Origin of the sequence: Streptomyces sp. NBC_00223, assembly GCF_036199905.1 — a bacterium.
Lineage (GTDB): Bacteria > Actinomycetota > Actinomycetes > Streptomycetales > Streptomycetaceae > Actinacidiphila.
Genome location: NZ_CP108109.1, coordinates 7,345,639 through 7,362,704 on the forward strand (window position 1 = coordinate 7,345,639; position 17,066 = coordinate 7,362,704).

Sequence of the window (17,066 nt, forward strand, 5' to 3'; positions counted from 1 at the left end):
CCGCGCCCGCCCGGCGGCTGACCGGCGGCCTTCACCGCGCGAGGTGCAACTTCCTTTGCCTGGTCATGAATCGATGCGTTCCCAGGCGTAGACGCAGCCGTAGCGCGTCTGTAACACTCTGCCAACACACGCGCAAATTATGAGCAGAACGACGATGGATCTGCATGGGAAGAGCGCAACTTTGCAGGCTCAACCCGCACGTTTCAGATTGTTCGGGAAGTACGTCTCCTGATCCTCCGACAACGACATAGAGGGACGCTATGAGATCGATGCGCTCCATACCACGGCTGATCGCGGGGGTGATCGCGACCAGCCTGCTCTTCCTCGGCAGTCAGGTTCTCCCCGCATCGGCCGCGGGAGGACCGAATCTGACGGCCGGCAAGGCGGTCTCGGCAAGCAGTACCAACGGCAACAACCCCGTCAGCAACATCAACGACGGCAACCAGGACTCCTACTGGGAGAGCGCCAACAACGCCCTGCCGCAGTGGGCGCAGGTCGACCTCGGCAGCAGCACCAGCATCGACGAGGTCCAGCTGAAGCTGCCCGCCTCGTGGGGTGCCCGCACCCAGACGCTCTCCTTGCAGGGGAGCGCGGACGGCAGCGGCTTCAACACGCTGGTCAGCTCCGCGACCTACTCGTTCGACCCCTCCTCGAGCAACACGGTCAAGATCGACTTCCCGGCCTCCAACGCGCGGTACGTGCGGGTCAACGTGACCGCCAACACCGGCTGGCCGGCCGCCCAGATCTCCGAGCTCTCGGTCTTCGCGGCCACCGCGTCGAGCAACAACCTCGCCCAGGGCCGCACCCTGACGGCGAGCAGCACGTCGTCCCCGTACGCCGCGTCGAACGCCAACGACGGCAACCAGAGCAGCTACTGGGAGAGCGCGAGCAACGCCTTCCCGCAGTGGCTGCGGGTCGACCTCGGCGCCTCGGTCGCCATCAACAAGCTCGTGCTGAAGCTGCCGGGCTCGGCGGACTGGGCGACGCGTACCCAGACGCTGTCCGTGCAGGGGAGCACCGACGGGTCGAACTTCACCGATCTCGTCGCGTCGACCGGGTACTCCTTCAACCCGGCGTCGAGCAACACGGTGACCATCAGCCTGAACTCCACGACCACCCGGTACGTCCGGCTGAACTTCACCGGCAACACCGGCTGGCCCGCCGCCCAGATCTCGGAGTTCGAGGTCTACGGCCCGACCACCGGTGACGTCACCGCGCCCACCGCCCCGACCTCGCTGGCGTTCACCCAGCCTCAGTCCGGCCAGATCAAGCTGACCTGGAACGCCGCCACGGACAACGTCGGCGTCACGGGTTACGACATCTACGCCAACGGCGCCCTGCGCACCTCGGTGGCCGGCAATGTGACGACGTACACCGACACCCAGCCGGACAGCGCCACGGTCACCTACTACGTACGGGCCAAGGACGCGGCCGGCAACCAGTCGGCGAACAGCAACAGCGTCACCCGTACCGGTACCAGCACCGACAACCAGGCGCCGACCGCCCCGGCGAACCTCGCCTACACCCAGCCGCAGTCCGGTCAGATCAAGCTGACCTGGAGCGCGTCGAGCGACAACGTCGGCGTCACCGGTTACGAGGTCTTCGCCAACGGCACCCAGATCGCCACCACGGCGGGCAATGTCCTCACCTACACGGACAGCCAGCCCGACAGCGCGACCGTCTCCTACTACGTCCGGGCCAAGGACGCGGCGGGCAACGAGTCGGGCAACAGCAACACGGTGACCCGCAACGGCACCACCCCGACCGGTGGCACCAACCAGGCTGTCGGCAAGCCGATCACCGCCTCCTCCTCCACGCAGACGTTCGTGGCGGCCAACGCCAACGACGACGACGTGACCACCTACTGGGAGGGCAGCGGCAACCCCAGCACGCTGACCGTCTCGCTGGGCGCGAACGTGGACACCAGCTCGGTCGTGGTCAAGCTCAACCCGAGCAGCGCGTGGGGCAACCGTACGCAGACCATCGCGGTCTCCGGCCGTGAGCAGAGCGCGACCTCCTTCACCGCGCTCTCGCCCGCGACGGCGTACAACTTCAGCCCGTCCTCCGGGAACTCGGTCACGATCCCGGTCAGCGGCCGGGTCGCGGACGTGCGGCTGACCTTCTCCTCGAACACCGGAGCGGGCGGCGGCCAGGTGGCCGAGTTCCAGGTGATCGGCGTGCCCGGTCCCAACCCGGACCTGACCGTCAGCAGCCTCACCGCGTCCCCCGCGGCTCCGGTCGAGACCGACCCGGTCACCCTCAACGCGACGGTGAAGAACATCGGCACCAACGCGTCGACGGCCACCAATGTCAACTTCTACCTCGGCACCACCAAGGTGGGCACCACGGCGGTCGGCGCGCTCGCGGCCGGCGCCAGCACCACGGTGTCGGCGAACATCGGCGCCAAGGACGCGGGCAGCTACCAGCTGACCGCGAAGGTCGACGAGGCCAACACGGTCGTCGAGCAGAACGAGACCAACAACAGCTACACCAGCCCGACCGCACTGGTCGTCAAGCCGGTCGACACCTCCGACCTGGTGGCCTCGCCGGTCGCCTGGTCGCCGGGCAACCCGTCGGCGGGCAACAACGTGACCTTCTCGGTCGCGATCAAGAACCAGGGCACGGTCGCCTCGGCCTCCGGCGCCCACGGCATCACCCTCACCCTCGCCGACGCGACCACCGGCAGCGTCATCAAGACGCTCACCGGCTCGTACAGCGGCGCCATCGCGGCCGGGGCCACCACCAGCCCGGTCAGCCTGGGCAGCTGGACGGCGGTCAACGGTAAGTACACCGTCAAGACCGTGATCGCGGTCGACGCCAACGAGCTGTCGATCAAGCAGGCGAACAACACCAGCAACCAGTCCTTCTTCGTGGGCCGCGGCGCCAACATGCCGTACGACTCCTACGAGGCCGAGGACGGCGTGCTCGGTGGCGGCGCCCAGGTCGTCGGCCCGAACCGGACCGTCGGCGACATCGCGGGTGAGGCGTCCGGCCGCAAGGCCGTCACGCTCAACGCGACCGGCCAGTCCGTGTCGTTCACCACGCGCTCCAGCACCAACACGCTGGTCGTCCGCTACTCCATCCCGGACGCGTCGGGCGGCGGCGGCATCACCTCCAACCTCAACGTCTACGTCAACGGCACGTTCCTCAAGGCCATCGACCTGACGTCGAAGTACGCCTGGCTGTACGGCGACGAGACCAGCCCGGGCAACTCGCCCGGCTCCGGCGGCCCGCGGCACATCTACGACGAGGCCAACCTGCTGCTGGGCACCACGGTCCCGGCGGGCAGCACCATCAAGCTGCAGAAGGACGCGGCGAACAGCACCAACTACGCGATCGACTTCATCAACACCGAGCAGGCCACCCAGATCCCGAACCCGGACCCGACGAAGTACGTCGTGCCGGCCGGGTTCACCCAGCAGGACGTGCAGAACGCGCTGGACACCGCGCGGCAGGACTCCACCAAGCTCGGTGTCTACCTGCCGGCCGGTGACTACCAGACCGCGCAGAAGTTCCAGATCTACCAGCGCGCCATCAAGGTGGTCGGCGCCGGGCCGTGGTTCACCCGCTTCCACACGCCGACGACCCAGGACAACACGGACGCCGGATTCCGCGCGGACGCGACCGCCAACGGGACGTCGTTCTCCGGATTCGCGTTCTTCGGCAACTACACCTCGCGCATCGACGGTCCCGGAAAGGTCTTCGACTTCTCCAACGTGGCCAACATGACCATCGACAACATCTGGGTCGAGCACACGGTCTGCATGTACTGGGGTGCGAACACCGACAGCATCTCCATCAGCAATTCGCGTATCCGTGACACGTTCGCCGACGGCATCAACATGACGAACGGCTCCACGGACAACCACGTCTTCAACAACGAGTCGCGGGCGACCGGTGACGACAGCTTCGCGCTGTTCTCCGCCATCGACGCCGGTGGCGCGGACGAGAAGAACAACCTGTTCGAGAACCTGACCTCGCTGCTGACCTGGCGCGCGGCGGGCATCGCGGTGTACGGCGGGTACGACAACACCTTCCGCAACATCTACGTGGCCGACACGCTCGTCTACGCCGGTATCACCGTCAGTTCGCTGGACTTCGGTTACGCGATGAACGGCTTCGGCACCGTGCCGACGAACATCCAGAATGTGTCGCTGGCCAGAACGGGCGGTCACTTCTGGAACGGTCAGACCTTCCCCGGTATCTGGCTGTTCTCGGCCTCGAAGGTGTTCCAGGGAATTCGGATCAGCGATGTGGACATCACCGATCCGACCTACAGCGGCATCATGTTCCAGACCAACTACGTCGGGAGCCAGCCGCAGAACCCGATCACGGACACCGTCCTGACCAACATCTCGATCACCGGCGCCCACCAGAGCGGTGACGCGTACAACGCCAAGTCCGGCTTCGGACTGTGGGCGAACCCGCTGCCGGAGGCGGGCCAGGGTCCGGCGGTCGGTTCGGTGACGATCAACGGTCTGCACGAGAGCGACAACTACAAGGACATCGAGAACCCGACGTCCACCTTCACCATCAAGGTCAACAACTGACCCCCTTCCGGGAGGACATGACCGCACGGCAGTGAACTAGTGCCAGGGGCGTGCCCGCGTTCATCATTCGAACGCGGGCACGCCCTGCTGCCCTCCCGGAGAGTGGAGTCGGCCGGGATTGTATTCAGTTGATGAACGCGGGGGGTTGACGCGGCATTGGTCTAGTCCTACCTTCACCGTTGCGCCCGTCAGTCATGTCGGCGTCCACTGTTCATCCACATGAACATGTGGGTACGGCTTGTCCGCTACGGAAGGCCACCCCCCATGAGAAAACCGCGTCTCAGGCCCAAGGCGCTCCTCGCCGCCGCCCTCGCCCCCGCGCTCGCCGCGGGCGTCCTGCTGGCCACCGGTGGCACCGCGCACGCCGCGGCCAACGCCGGCCCCGGCTTCCCCGCCCAGTACGCCGCCCCCTACGCCGAGGTCTGGAACTCGCCGTCGGCGCTGACGACCGTGAAGAACGCGACCGGGCTGAAGTACTTCACCCTCGCCTTCGTCATCGACGGCGGCGGCTGCAACGCCACCTTCAACGGCGACACCTCGATCACCGACTCCGGCTGGACCTCGGCCATCAACACCCTGCGCGCGGGCGGCGGCGACGTCATCGCCTCCTTCGGCGGCGCCTCCGGCACCGAGATCGGTATCTCCTGCGGCTCGGTGTCCGCGCTGGAGACCCAGTACAAGCGGGTGATCGACGGCCTCAACCTGACCCGGCTGGACTTCGACATCGAGGGCAGCGCGCTCAGCAACACCACGGCCAACGACCGCCGCAACACCGCCCTCGCCGACCTCCAGCAGCAGTACGCGGCGGCCGGCAAGCGGCTCGACATCGACTACACCCTGCCGGTCAACCCGACCGGCCTGGAGTCCAACGGCCTGAGCCTGCTGAACAACGCCAAGAGCCACGGGCTGAACGTCAATCTCGTCAACATCATGACGATGGACTACGGGCCGTCCATGGACATGGGCCAGGCCGCGATCAGCGCCGCGCAGGCCCTGCACACCCAGCTCGGCCAGATCTGGACCACCAAGTCCTCCGCCCAGCTGTGGGCGATGGAGGGCAACACGCCGATGATCGGCGTCAACGACTCCAGCAACGAGGTCTTCTCCACCGCCAACGCCCAGGCCCTGGAGACCTTCGCGAAGGCCAACGGCATCCAGGAGCTGTCCTTCTGGGCGCTCGGCCGCGACAAGGCCTGCGCGACCAACGGCGGTTCCGCCTCCAGCTCGTGCAGCGGCACCTCGCAGTCCGCCTGGCAGTTCTCCAGCATCTTCAACGCGATCACCGGCGGCGGCACCACTCCGCCGCCCACCACCACGCCGCCCGCCGGCGGCGGCGCGACCGGCCCGATCCGCTCCGGCTACGCCAACAAGTGCGTGGACGTCGCCGCCGCGAGCTCCGCCAACGGCACCGCGGTCCAGCTCTACGACTGCAACGGCACCAACGCCCAGCAGTGGACGGTCGGCACCGACGGCAGCCTCAAGGCCCTCGGCAAGTGCATGGACGTCGCCTCGGCCGGCACCGCCAACGGCTCCCTGGTGCAGCTCTACGACTGCAACGGGACCAACGCGCAGAAGTGGCAGAAGGGTTCGGGCAACACCCTGGTCAACACCGGCTCCGGCCGGTGCCTGGACGCCACGGGACCTAGCTCGGCCAACGGCACCCGGCTGCAGATCTGGGACTGCTTCGGCGGCACCAACCAGCAGTGGACGCTGCCTTCCTGACGCCCCTCCGGCCCGCGCCTCCGATCCGGGGCGCGGGCCCCTTGATACGACCGGTCCCGGGCGGGGACGTTCACACCCGCCCGGGACCGGTGCCATGGCCGGCGGCCGCCGGTCAGCTCGCGTACACCTCGATCCGGGCCGCCTGCGCGGCCGGCCAGCCGGTGTTCGCGGTGAAGGTCAGCCGCAGACAGCGGGTGCTGACCTGGCCGAAGGTCAGCGTCGCCGCGTTCCCGGCCGCCGGGTCGAAGGTGGCGGCGGGCAGGTCGGCGGCGCCGGCGGGGCGCGCCGCGCGGGTGGCGGTCCAGCCGAGCCCGGCCGCCGTCGCGGCGCCCGCGCCGAGCGCGGGGTCGGACAGGGGGAAAGGGGACGGATTCGGTGTCACGAGGTCACGTCCTTGCCGGTCGTAGGTGAGGTGGGGGTCTCGCCCGAGCGACCAGAGACTACGAGCCCCAGCGCATTGAGTCCATGGATTTGTGCAAATTAGCGACGTAATAACAGTAAAAAATCAAAGCATGTCCGGCAGAAAGGAATGCGGAACTGAGAGAATCCGTGTGTGCGGCCTTGCGGGCATCCCTGGGAAGAAGGATCCGTGTCAGGCCGGAACCCGGCGGACAGCCCGGGGCGCGGCGCCGATAAACCCCGCAGGGAGCCGCCATGAACAGCGCGGAACTGCTCACCGACGCCTTCGACCGGATCAAGGAGGTCGTGCACGGCGCCGTCGCGGGACTGACCCCCGACGAGCTGGCCGAGCGGATCGACCCGGACGCGAACTCGGTCGCCTGGCTGGTCTGGCACCTCACCCGGATCCAGGACGACCATCTCGCCGACGCCTCCGGCAGTGAGCAGGTATGGACCTCCGGCGGCTGGGCGGACCGCTTCGGACTGCCCCTCCCGGACGGGGCCACCGGATACGGCCACGGCCCGGACGAGGTCGCCGCGGTCCGGGTGAAGAGCGCCCGCGTGCTCACCGGCTACCACGACGCGGTGCACGCCCGCACGGTCGACCAGGTGCGGGGGCTGCGCGGCACGGCTCTGAACCGGGTGGTCGACGAGGGCTGGGACCCGCCGGTCACCCTCGGCGTCCGGCTGATCAGCGTGATCTCCGACGACCTCCAGCACGCGGGCCAGGCCGCCCTTCTGCGCGGGATGCTGCTGCGCCGCCGCTGAGGCGCGCCGGGACCCGCCGTCGCGCGGGCGGCGGCCGAGGGCGTACGGAGGGGAGTGCGGGGTGCCTCCGCGCACCCCTACAGCCCCGAGGCCGCCCTGCTTCCCTCCCGGACCCCGATGATAGAGTTACTTAACCTAAGTTAAGTAACTGCTCTCGGTTTGGGTGGGACCGCCACATGGCGACAGAAGACGACGCGACGACACGAATAGGGCGCAAGCCACCGCGTATCGCCGCAGACCATCCGCGGTACAAGTGGGTGGCGCTGTCCAACACCACGCTCGGCATGCTCATCGCCACGATCAACTCCTCGATCGTGCTGATCTCGCTGCCGGCGATCTTCAACGGCATCAGGCTCGACCCCCTCCAGCCCGGCAACGTCAGCTATCTGCTGTGGATGCTCATGGGCTACATGCTGGTCACCGCGGTCCTGGTGGTCACCCTCGGCCGCCTCGGCGACATCCTCGGCCGGGTCAAGATCTACAACGCGGGCTTCCTGATCTTCACCGTCACCTCGGTGATCCTCTCCGTCGACCCCATGCACGGCGGCGGCGGAGCGCTCTGGCTGATCGGCTGGCGGGTCGCCCAGGCCGTCGGCGGCTCCATGCTGATGGCCAACTCGGCCGCGATCATCACCGACGCCTTCCCGGCCCGCCAGCGCGGCATGGCCCTCGGCGTCAACATGGTCGCCGGTATCGCCGGCTCCTTCCTCGGCCTGGTGCTCGGCGGTCTGCTCGCCGAGTGGAACTGGCGCTCCATCTTCTGGGTCAACGTGCCGATCGGCCTGATCGGCACCATCTGGGCCTACCGCTCGCTGCACGACACCGGGACGCGCCGCCCGGCCAAGATGGACTGGTGGGGCAACATCACCTTCGCCGTCGGCCTGACCGCGCTGCTCGCGGGCATCACCTACGGCATCCAGCCCTACGGCGGCCACACCATGGGCTGGACCAACCCCTGGGTGCTCGCCGGGCTGATCGGGGGCGTCGCGCTGCTCGTCGTGTTCTGCGTCGTGGAGTCCCGGGTCGCCGAACCGATGTTCCCGCTGAAGCTCTTCCGCAACGCGGCCTTCGCGGGCGGCAACGCGGCCACCCTGCTCGGCTCGATCGCCCGCGGCGGCCTCCAGTTCATGCTGATCATCTGGCTCCAGGGCATCTGGCTGCCACTGCACGGCTACGACTACGCCGACACCCCGCTGTGGGCCGGTATCTACCTCCTCCCGCTCACCATCGGCTTCCTCGCCGCGGGACCCGTCGCGGGAGCGCTCTCCGACCGGTACGGGGCCCGGTTCTTCGCGGCCTCCGGCTTCGTGGTGATGGCCGGCTCCTTCGCCGGTCTGCTGCTGATCCCGACGGACTTCAGCTACTGGGTCTTCGCGCTCATGGTGTTCCTCAACGGCCTCGGCGGCGGTCTGTTCGCCGCGCCCAACACCTCGATCATCATGGCCAGCGTGCCGGCCGAGGCCCGCGGCGCCGCCTCCGGCATGCGGGCCACCTTCCAGAACGCCGGCATGGTGCTGTCCATCGGTGTCTTCTTCTCGCTGATGGTGGCCGGCCTCGCCGGATCGCTGCCGAACACGCTCAGCTCCGGGCTGATGGCCCAGGGCGTACCGGCCGCCAACGCCCACCAGGTGGCGAACCTGCCCCCGGTCGGCACGCTCTTCTCGGCCTTCCTCGGGTACAACCCGATCCAGGAGATGCTGGGCCCGGACACCCTGTCCAAGCTCCCGCCGGCCAACGCGCACACGCTGACCGGCCGTGAGTTCTTCCCGCATCTGATCTCCGGGCCCTTCCACGACGGCCTCGTCGTGGTGTTCGCCCTCGCGATCGTGATGTCCTTGGTCGCGGCGGGCGCATCCCTGATCCGCGCCCGCACGGCCCGCACGGTAGGTACCGGGCGGAGCTGACCCGGCCGACCGAGGAGGCGCCCCCGCCATGACCGACCACGACGCGCGCGGGGCGCTCTCCTCGGAAGCGGTCGCCCGCCTGCGGCTGATCGTCGCCCGGCTCTACCGGCAGATGGCCCAGGCGTCCGGCGGCGAACGCGATCTCACCCTCGCCCAGATCTCCGCGCTGGCCAGGACCGAGGAGTTCGGCCCGATCCGGCTCGGCGAACTGGCCGCGCTCGAACAGGTCGCCGCCCCCTCACTGACCCGCACCCTGCGCCCGCTGGCCGCCGACGGGCTGATCCGCAAGGTGCCCGACCCCTCCGACGGCCGCTCCCTGCTGGTCAGCATCGCCCCTGCGGGCCATGAACTGCTGGACACCGTCCGCCGGGAGCGTTCCGCCCTGCTGACCCGCCGTACCTCCCGGCTCACCCAGGAACAGCGCGAGACCCTGCTGGCCGCCCTCCCCGTACTCGAACTGCTGCTCACCGAGCCGCCGGCCGACGACCACGGGAACGCCGGCGGCTGAGCCGGGCGCCGGGCGGGTCAGCCCGGCGCCTCGTGCGCGCCCGGCTCCAGCGGCGGCGAGGGCACCCCGCAGTGCGACGCGCACTGCGGGCGGGCCACCGGGTGCTCGCTGTCCTCGCGCAGCGCGCCCGAGGGCACCAGCAGCGCGGCCAGCGCCGCCCCCACCACGCACAGGCCCGCGCAGATCGGCATCGCCCGCCCGAAGGCGGAGTTCACCGCGTGCGGCGAGGTGTACGCGTGGTTCGACAGCCCCACCAGCAGCGGCAGCGCGGCCACCACCAGCAACTGCGCCACCCGGGCGGCCGCGTTGTTGACGCCGCTGGCGATCCCCGCGTGGTCGACCTCCACCGAGGCCAGTACGGTCGCGGTCAGCGGCGCCACGAACAGGCTCATCCCCAGCCCCTGCACCACCACCGCGGGCAGTACGTCGGTCACGTACGACGACGAGCCCGGCGAGATCCGGGTGAGCAGCATCAGCCCGGCGGCCGTCAGCAGCGGACCCACCGTCAGCGGCCAGCGCGGCCCGATCCGCTGCGCGAGCGAGCCCGCCGACGCCGACAGCAGCAGTATCAGCACCGTCACCGGCAGCGTCGCGAGCCCCGCCCGCAGCGCGCTGTACCCGGCCGCGATCTGCAATTGCACCGGCAGCAGGAAGAACACCCCGCCGATCGCCGCGTACAGACACAGCGTCACCAGGTTCATCGCGGTGAACAGCCGCGAGGAGAACACCGACAGCGGCAGCATCGGCGCGCGGCTGCGCCGCTCGGTCCGCCAGAAGGCCACCCCGCAGGCCAGCCCCGCCAGCGCCGGCACGGCGATGACCAGGGGCGAGGGGTGCCCCGAGGCGGTGATCAGCGCGTAGGTGATGCCGGCCAGGCAGAGTGCGGCCAGCGCGGCGCCGCGCACGTCGAAGCGGCCCGTGGCGTTGCGGTCGCGGCTCTCCGGGACATGCCGGGCGGCGATCGCCACCACGACCACCGCGACCGGCACGTTGATCAGGAAGATCCACCGCCAGCCGGGGCCGTCCACCAGATAACCGCCCAGGAACGGCCCGATCGCGCCCGCCACCCCGCCGAGCCCGGACCACGCGCCCACCGCCTTGGCCCGGTCCTCCGGCCGGAAGGTCGACTGCACCAGCGCGAGCGACCCCGGCGTCAGCAGGGCGCCGCCCACGCCCTGGAGGGCCCGCGCGGCGATCAGCATCGTGCTGTCCTGCGCGATCCCGCACAGCGCGGACGCCAGCGCGAACCAGGCCACGCCGATGACGAAGATCCGCCGCCGCCCGTAGCGGTCGCCGAGGCCGCCGCCGAGCAGGATCAGCCCGGCCAGGGTGAGCAGATAGCCGTTGACCGTCCATTGCAGGTCGGCCAGCGACGCGCCCAGGTCCTCGCCGATCCGGGGGAGCGCGATGTTGACGATCGTGCCGTCGAGCAGCGCTATGCCCGACCCCAGCACCGAGCAGGCCAGCACCCAGCGGCCGGCCGGGGAGGCCAGCCGTACGCCGCCTGCCTCGGGCGGCTCCGCCCTGGTCATCGCATCCGCCTCTCCTGTGGGCCCGGACCGTTCGGCGGGTGCCGAAGCGTCACCGCTCTAGCGTCGGGGCCATGAACGAGGTCATGAACGAGTCCGCGGACACCGCCGAAGCCGAAGCCGAAGCCGCAGCCGCCGCCCCGGGCGATGCCGGGACCGCGGCCGGGCCGTACCCGCCCGTTGACGATCATGTGACGGTCACGCCGAGCATTCTCTACTTCGGCACCCCCGTCGTGCTGTTGTCCACGCTCAACGCGGACGGATCGGCCAATCTCGCGCCGATGTCCTCCGCCTGGGCGCTCGGCCGCACCGTCGTGCTCGGCCTGGGCGCCGAAGGGCAGACCGCCGCCAACCTGGCGGCGCGGCCCGAGGTCGTCGTCAATCTGCCGGCCGCCGACCAGTGGCGGGCCGTGGAGCGGCTGGCCCCGCTCACCGGCCGGGACCCGGTGCCCGCCGCCAAACGGGCAGCGTTCCGTACCGAACGGGACAAGTTCGGCGCCGCCGGGCTCACCGCCCAGCCCTCCGACATCGTCCGGCCGCCGAGGGTCGCGCAGTGCCCGCTGCAACTGGAGGCCCGGGTGAGGGGGATACGCGCGGACCTGACCGGCGACTTCTTCATCGCCGAGGCCGAGGTCGTCCGGGTGCACGCCCGCCGGGACCTCGTGGTGCCCGGCACCCAGCACCTCGACCCCGCCCGCTGGAACCCGCTGATCTACAACTTCCGGCACTATTTCGGCCTCGGCGCCGAACTCGGCCACACCTTCAGGTCGCAGACCGCGCCGCCCGGCGGCGAGGCCCCCTTGGCGCGGCGCGCCCACGCGTGAGAATGGGCGGGCGGGGCAAGCAGCACCGCAGGGCGCGGGCCGCAGCGCGGGCCCGGCCGCAGGACGCAGCGAAGGAGAGACGGATGCCGCACGAGCGTGCCGGAACCCCAGCCCGGCCGGATGACCTGGTGGACGTGCCCCGCCTGGTCACCGCCTACTACGCTCTGCACCCCGACCCCGGCGAGCCCGACCAGCGGGTGGCCTTCGGCACCTCGGGCCACCGAGGCTCCTCGCTCGCCACCGCCTTCAACGAGGACCACATCGCCGCCACCAGCCAGGCGATCTGCGACTACCGGGCCCAGCAGGGCACCACGGGACCGCTCTTCCTGGGCGCCGACACCCACGCCCTGTCCGAGCCCGCCCGGGTCACCGCCCTGGAGGTGTTCGCCGCCAACGGCGTCACCGTCCTGATCGACCGGCGCGACGGCTGGACCCCGACCCCGGCCGTCTCGCACGCGATCCTCACCCACAACCGGGGCCGTACCACCGCGCTCGCCGACGGTGTGGTCGTCACCCCCTCGCACAACCCGCCCGCCGACGGCGGCTTCAAGTACAACCCGCCCACCGGCGGCCCGGCCGCCTCCGACGCCACCGGCTGGATCCAGGACCGCGCCAACGCCCTGATCGCCGGCGGCCTGACGGACGTCCGCCGGATCCCGTACGCCCGCGCGCTGGCCGCCGACACCACCGGGCGCTACGACTTCCTCGGCCGCTATGTGGACGACCTGCCGTCGGTGCTCGACCTCGAAGCCGTCCGCCGGGCGGGCGTCACCATCGGCGCGGATCCGCTCGGCGGCGCCTCGGTCGGCTACTGGGGCGAGATCGCCGAGCGGCACGGCCTGGACCTGACCGTGGTCAATCCGCACGCGGACCCGACCTGGCGGTTCATGACGCTGGACTGGGACGGCAGGATCCGGATGGACTGCTCGTCGCCGTACGCGATGGCGTCGCTGATCGCCCGCAAGGACGAGTACCGGATCGCCACCGGCAACGACGCAGACGCCGACCGGCACGGCATCGTCACGCCCGACGGCGGCCTGATGAACCCCAACCACTATCTGGCCGTCGCGATCTCCTACCTGGCCGGGCACCGCGAGCAGTGGGGGCCGGAACTCGCCGTCGGCAAGACCCTGGTGTCCTCCTCGATGATCGACAAGGTGGTCGCCGACCTGGGCCGGCCGCTCAACGAGGTACCGGTCGGCTTCAAGTGGTTCGTGGACGGACTGCTCGGCGGCACCCTGGCCTTCGGCGGCGAGGAGTCCGCGGGCGCGTCCTTCCTGCGGCACGACGGCACGGTGTGGACCACCGACAAGGACGGCATCCTGCTGGCGCTGCTCGCCGCGGAGATCACCGCGGTCACCGGCCGTACCCCCTCCGAGCACTACACGGACCTGACCGCGCGCTTCGGCGCCCCCGCGTACGCCCGGATCGACGCGCCCGCCGACCGCGAGCAGAAGGCCGTACTGGCGAAGCTGTCGCCGGATCAGGTGCCGGCCGAGGAACTGGCCGGGGAGCCGGTGACCGCGGTGCTGACCGAGGCGCCGGGCAACGGGGCCGCGCTGGGCGGCATCAAGGTGTGCACGGAGAACGCCTGGTTCGCCGCGCGCCCGTCCGGGACCGAGGACGTCTACAAGGTGTACGCCGAGTCGTTCCTCGGCGACGAGCACCTGGCCAGGGTCCAGGACGAGGCGCGGGCGATGGTGACGGACGCGCTCAAGAACTGAGCGGCGGGACGGGCCCGGGGCGCGCGGCCCCGGGCCCGTGACGCTCGCTGCTTCGGCTCAGGCGAGGCTTGGGCTTGGGCTTCGGCTCAGGCGAGCTGGGCCGCCTGGAGACCCGCGTACGCGCCCCCGCGGCGCAGCAGTTCCGCGTGCGAGCCGATCTCCACGATCCGGCCCTCGTCGAGGACCACGATCCGGTCGGCGTTCCTGATCGTGGACAGCCGGTGCGCGACCACGAAGACCGTACGGCCCCGCACCAGCCGGGTCAGCGCCTGCTGGACCAGCGCCTCCGAGCGGGAGTCGAGCGCCGAGGTGGCCTCGTCCAGGATCAGCACCCGGGGGTCGCGGATCAGCGCGCGGGCGATGGCCAGCCGCTGCTTCTGGCCGCCGGACAGCCGCGCCCCGCGCTCACCGACCACGGTGTCCAGGCCGTGCGGCATACGGTCGATGAACTCCAGCGCGTTGGCGTCCCGCAGCGCCGACCGTACGGTCTCCTCGGGCACGTCCGTCATGCCGTAGGTGACGTTCTCGCGGACGCTGCCCTCGAACAGGATCGAGTCCTGCGGGACGACCGACAGCCAGCTGCGGTAGTCGCGCAGGTCCAGGGTCTCCATGTCGACACCGTCGAGCAGGATCTGCCCCTGCGAGGGCCGCAGGAAGCCGATCACCAGGTTGAGCACGGTGGACTTGCCCGCGCCCGAGCCGCCGACCAGGGCGATCGTCTCGCCGGGCCGTACGTCCAGGTCGAAGTCGAGCAGCGAGGGCCGCTCGGCCTCGGCGTAGGTGTGGCCGACACCGCGGAACTCGAAGCGGCCGGTGACGCCCTTAATGTGCGCCTTGCCGTCGTTCTTCTCCAGGTCGGGCGCCTGGAGCACCTCGCCGATCGAGCGGACCGACTCAAGGCCCTTGCCGATCTGCGGGGTGAGGGTGAGCAGCGTGGTGACCGAGCCGGTGAGGCTGGAGAAGTACGCGCTGAGCATGACGACCGTGCCCGCGCTGACGTTCAGCCAGCCGTAGTAGGCCACCAGCGCCGAGCCCGCGAGGCAGGCGACACCGATGGCGTTGAGCAGGATCCAGGCGAGCGAGCCGAACCAGCCGTTGAGCCGGTCCAGCCGCAGCCCGGCGTGCAGTACCTCGCCCAGGGTGCGGTCCACCCGGTGCAGCGCGGTGTTCTCCAGGCCGTGCGCCCGGGTGATGGGGATGAGCGTGGTCATCTCGCTGACCCGCGAGGACAGTTGCTCGACCTGCTGGCGGAAGGACTCGTTGTGGTCCCGCAGCCGCCGGCGCAGCTTGACCACCAGCAGGGCGGAGGCCGGCACCACGACCAGATAGACGGGCAGGAAGGCCGGTGCCCGGAGGCCGATGACCACCAGGCCGCCGAGGAGGGTGGCGATGGCGGCAAGACCGTTGTCCGCGGTCTGCTGGGCGGCCGTCTCTATGGTCTCGACGTCCCTGATCACCTTGGCCTGGAGCACTCCGGCGCTGACCCGGTTGTGGTATCCGATGGACAGCTGCTGCATCCGGTGGCACAGCGCGGTCCGCAGCCGGGTGCCCGTCCGGCGGATCGATCCCTGCATGCAGCGTACGTAGGTCAGATGCAGCGGAAGGTTGAGGCTGAGGATCACCAGCAGCACGGCGGCGTTCCACCACAGCACCGATATCGGCTTGTGCTGGACGACGACGTCGACGACGTTGGCGGTGATCAGCGGGAGCAGCCAGACCGGGGTGTGCTTGCCGAGGAACGCGGCCACGGCGACCCAGACCCGGCGCCGGTCGGGATGGAAGAGGTAGAGGAGGGTTCGGACGGGGTGCTCGCCACGGTAACGGTGGCTGAGCGTGCCTTGCGGCAACGCCATTGCGGGGCTCCTCGCATCACGTCTTCGCGGTACAGGTGCGCAAGGGACGCGGGGGCTGGCTTCGGCGCTGAAGCGGCCCCCGGCGTTGATGTGCGCGCATACACCTTAGAGGCCGGGCGCCCCGCGGTGCCCGGCCCCCCTGTTGTCGTTCCTGGTCAACGGGGTGGTTAATGGATTTGACGTAGACAGCACAGGCGCTCGGCCGCTGAGGGCCGTTGGGCCTGTGGTGATGCGTGGGATACGTGCGGCGGTTGCGGCACGCGCTGGATGGGCACGTGCCTGCCGGGCCACCGCCGGTTGGTCGCGCGCCTGTTGGTCAGGCGCCCGTCGGGCCGTTCAGCGGTGGCCGGGACGGGACCTGCGGTAGAGGGCGGCACCGGCCAGCAGCAGAGCCGCGCTGCCCGCGGCCGTCCAGCCGAGGCCGTCGGAGCCGGTGTGGGCCAGTGTCGGACCGGTCGAAGGGGTGACCGGCGCGGGGTTCGGCGGGGCCGGCACCGGCTTGTGGGCGGGCGGCGTCGGTGCGACCGGCGGCGTGGGGGCCGGAGTGTCCGTGTTCACCGAGGTGTTGCCGAAGGTGGGGTTGAGAATGCCCACCACATTGGCCGAGTTGCCGGTCACGTTGGCCGGGATGTCGAGCGGCAGTTGCAGCAGGTTGCCGGACGCCACGCCCGGCGAACCGCTGGCGCGGCCCGCCGCGTGGGCGCCGCCGCCGTTGCGCCCTCCCGACAGCGCGCCCGCCGACTCGACGGCCGGGCGGCCCGCGTGCTTGCCCGGCCGGTGGTTGCCGGAGAACGTCGACTGCCCCGTGGAGATGTTCGCGCACCGGTTGCCGAACGAGGGGTTCAGCAGGCCGACGACGTCGATGGTATTACCGCACACGTTCACCGGAATGTGCACCGGAACCTGGACGGAATTGCCCGACAGAACTCCGGGCGAGCCCGCGGCTTCGCCGTCGGCCGCCGAATCCGCCTGGGCATACCCCGCGGAGGCCAGTACGCCACCGGCGACCATCGCGGTGACGAGTCCCTTTCGGGCGACCCTCTTCATACGCTCCCTGCCTTCCGGAAATGCCTCGCGGACCGAATGTCCGCACCGGGCACAACGCGTCAGAGGGCAATGAGGTCATGCGTATCCGAGGATTCATCACAATGGGTGAAGGTGATCCGGTTTTGTTCTGGACGTGTCCCTATAGGGGCGATTCGGTACGTGACTGGTCGCTTCCTCGGGGGTGGCGAGGGGTGGCGGCGGTCGGTTGCCGTACTCCGACCGCCGCCGTCTTCCCCCG

Annotated in this window: 11 protein-coding genes; 7 read left to right on the forward strand and 4 right to left on the reverse strand. The window is 70.2% G+C overall.

The annotated features are described in order from the left end of the window. Positions 1-260 precede the first annotated feature (260 nt). A complete protein-coding gene (locus OHA30_RS31310; protein ID WP_328917229.1) occupies positions 261-4,550 on the forward strand; it encodes a discoidin domain-containing protein in 4,290 nt (1,429 codons plus the stop codon). 264 nt (positions 4,551-4,814) lie between these two features. After that, positions 4,815-6,272: a ricin-type beta-trefoil lectin domain protein gene (locus OHA30_RS31315; protein ID WP_328917230.1), complete on the forward strand. Its 1,458-nt coding sequence runs from the start codon at positions 4,815-4,817 to the stop codon at positions 6,270-6,272. A 112-nt stretch (positions 6,273-6,384) separates the two neighbouring features. Here the strand turns inward: OHA30_RS31315 and OHA30_RS31320 are convergent, their stop codons facing one another. Further along, on the reverse strand, positions 6,385-6,654 hold the full coding sequence (locus OHA30_RS31320) for a hypothetical protein (RefSeq protein ID WP_328917231.1): 270 nt from the start codon (positions 6,652-6,654) through the stop codon (positions 6,385-6,387). Positions 6,655-6,926: 272 nt separating this feature from the next. On the opposite strand from OHA30_RS31320, the gene OHA30_RS31325 reads away from it, so the two are divergent. From OHA30_RS31325 to OHA30_RS31335, 3 genes are all read left to right on the forward strand, one after another. Beyond that, entirely contained in the window at positions 6,927-7,439 is a 513-nt protein-coding gene (locus tag OHA30_RS31325; RefSeq protein ID WP_328917232.1) for a mycothiol transferase, read from the forward strand. A gap of 176 nt (positions 7,440-7,615) precedes the next feature. After that, entirely contained in the window at positions 7,616-9,343 is a 1,728-nt protein-coding gene (locus tag OHA30_RS31330) for an MFS transporter (RefSeq protein ID WP_328917233.1), read from the forward strand. A gap of 28 nt (positions 9,344-9,371) precedes the next feature. After that, positions 9,372-9,851: a MarR family winged helix-turn-helix transcriptional regulator gene (locus OHA30_RS31335; RefSeq protein WP_328917234.1), complete on the forward strand. Its 480-nt coding sequence runs from the start codon at positions 9,372-9,374 to the stop codon at positions 9,849-9,851. 17 nt (positions 9,852-9,868) lie between these two features. Here OHA30_RS31335 and OHA30_RS31340 read toward each other — a convergent pair whose 3' ends face one another. Next, entirely contained in the window at positions 9,869-11,383 is a 1,515-nt protein-coding gene (locus tag OHA30_RS31340) for an MFS transporter (protein WP_328917235.1), read from the reverse strand. Between the two features lie 71 nt (positions 11,384-11,454). On the opposite strand from OHA30_RS31340, the gene OHA30_RS31345 reads away from it, so the two are divergent. Then, positions 11,455-12,204, forward strand: coding sequence for a flavin reductase family protein (locus tag OHA30_RS31345; protein ID WP_328917236.1), 750 nt, complete (start codon positions 11,455-11,457; stop codon positions 12,202-12,204). Positions 12,205-12,287: 83 nt separating this feature from the next. After that, the gene (pgm, locus tag OHA30_RS31350; RefSeq protein ID WP_328917237.1) at positions 12,288-13,928 is read left to right on the forward strand and encodes a phosphoglucomutase (alpha-D-glucose-1,6-bisphosphate-dependent); all 1,641 of its coding nucleotides are present in this window, start codon (positions 12,288-12,290) and stop codon (positions 13,926-13,928) included. Between the two features lie 86 nt (positions 13,929-14,014). On the opposite strand, the gene OHA30_RS31355 is transcribed toward pgm, so the two are convergent. Together OHA30_RS31355 and OHA30_RS31360 are read right to left on the reverse strand one after the other, a co-directional pair. Then, positions 14,015-15,781 (reverse strand): ABC transporter ATP-binding protein, encoded by a 1,767-nt coding sequence (locus OHA30_RS31355; RefSeq protein ID WP_328917238.1) that lies wholly within the window; start codon positions 15,779-15,781, stop codon positions 14,015-14,017. Between the two features lie 336 nt (positions 15,782-16,117). Continuing rightward, on the reverse strand, positions 16,118-16,828 hold the full coding sequence (locus OHA30_RS31360; RefSeq protein WP_328917239.1) for a chaplin: 711 nt from the start codon (positions 16,826-16,828) through the stop codon (positions 16,118-16,120). Positions 16,829-17,066 lie beyond the last annotated feature (238 nt).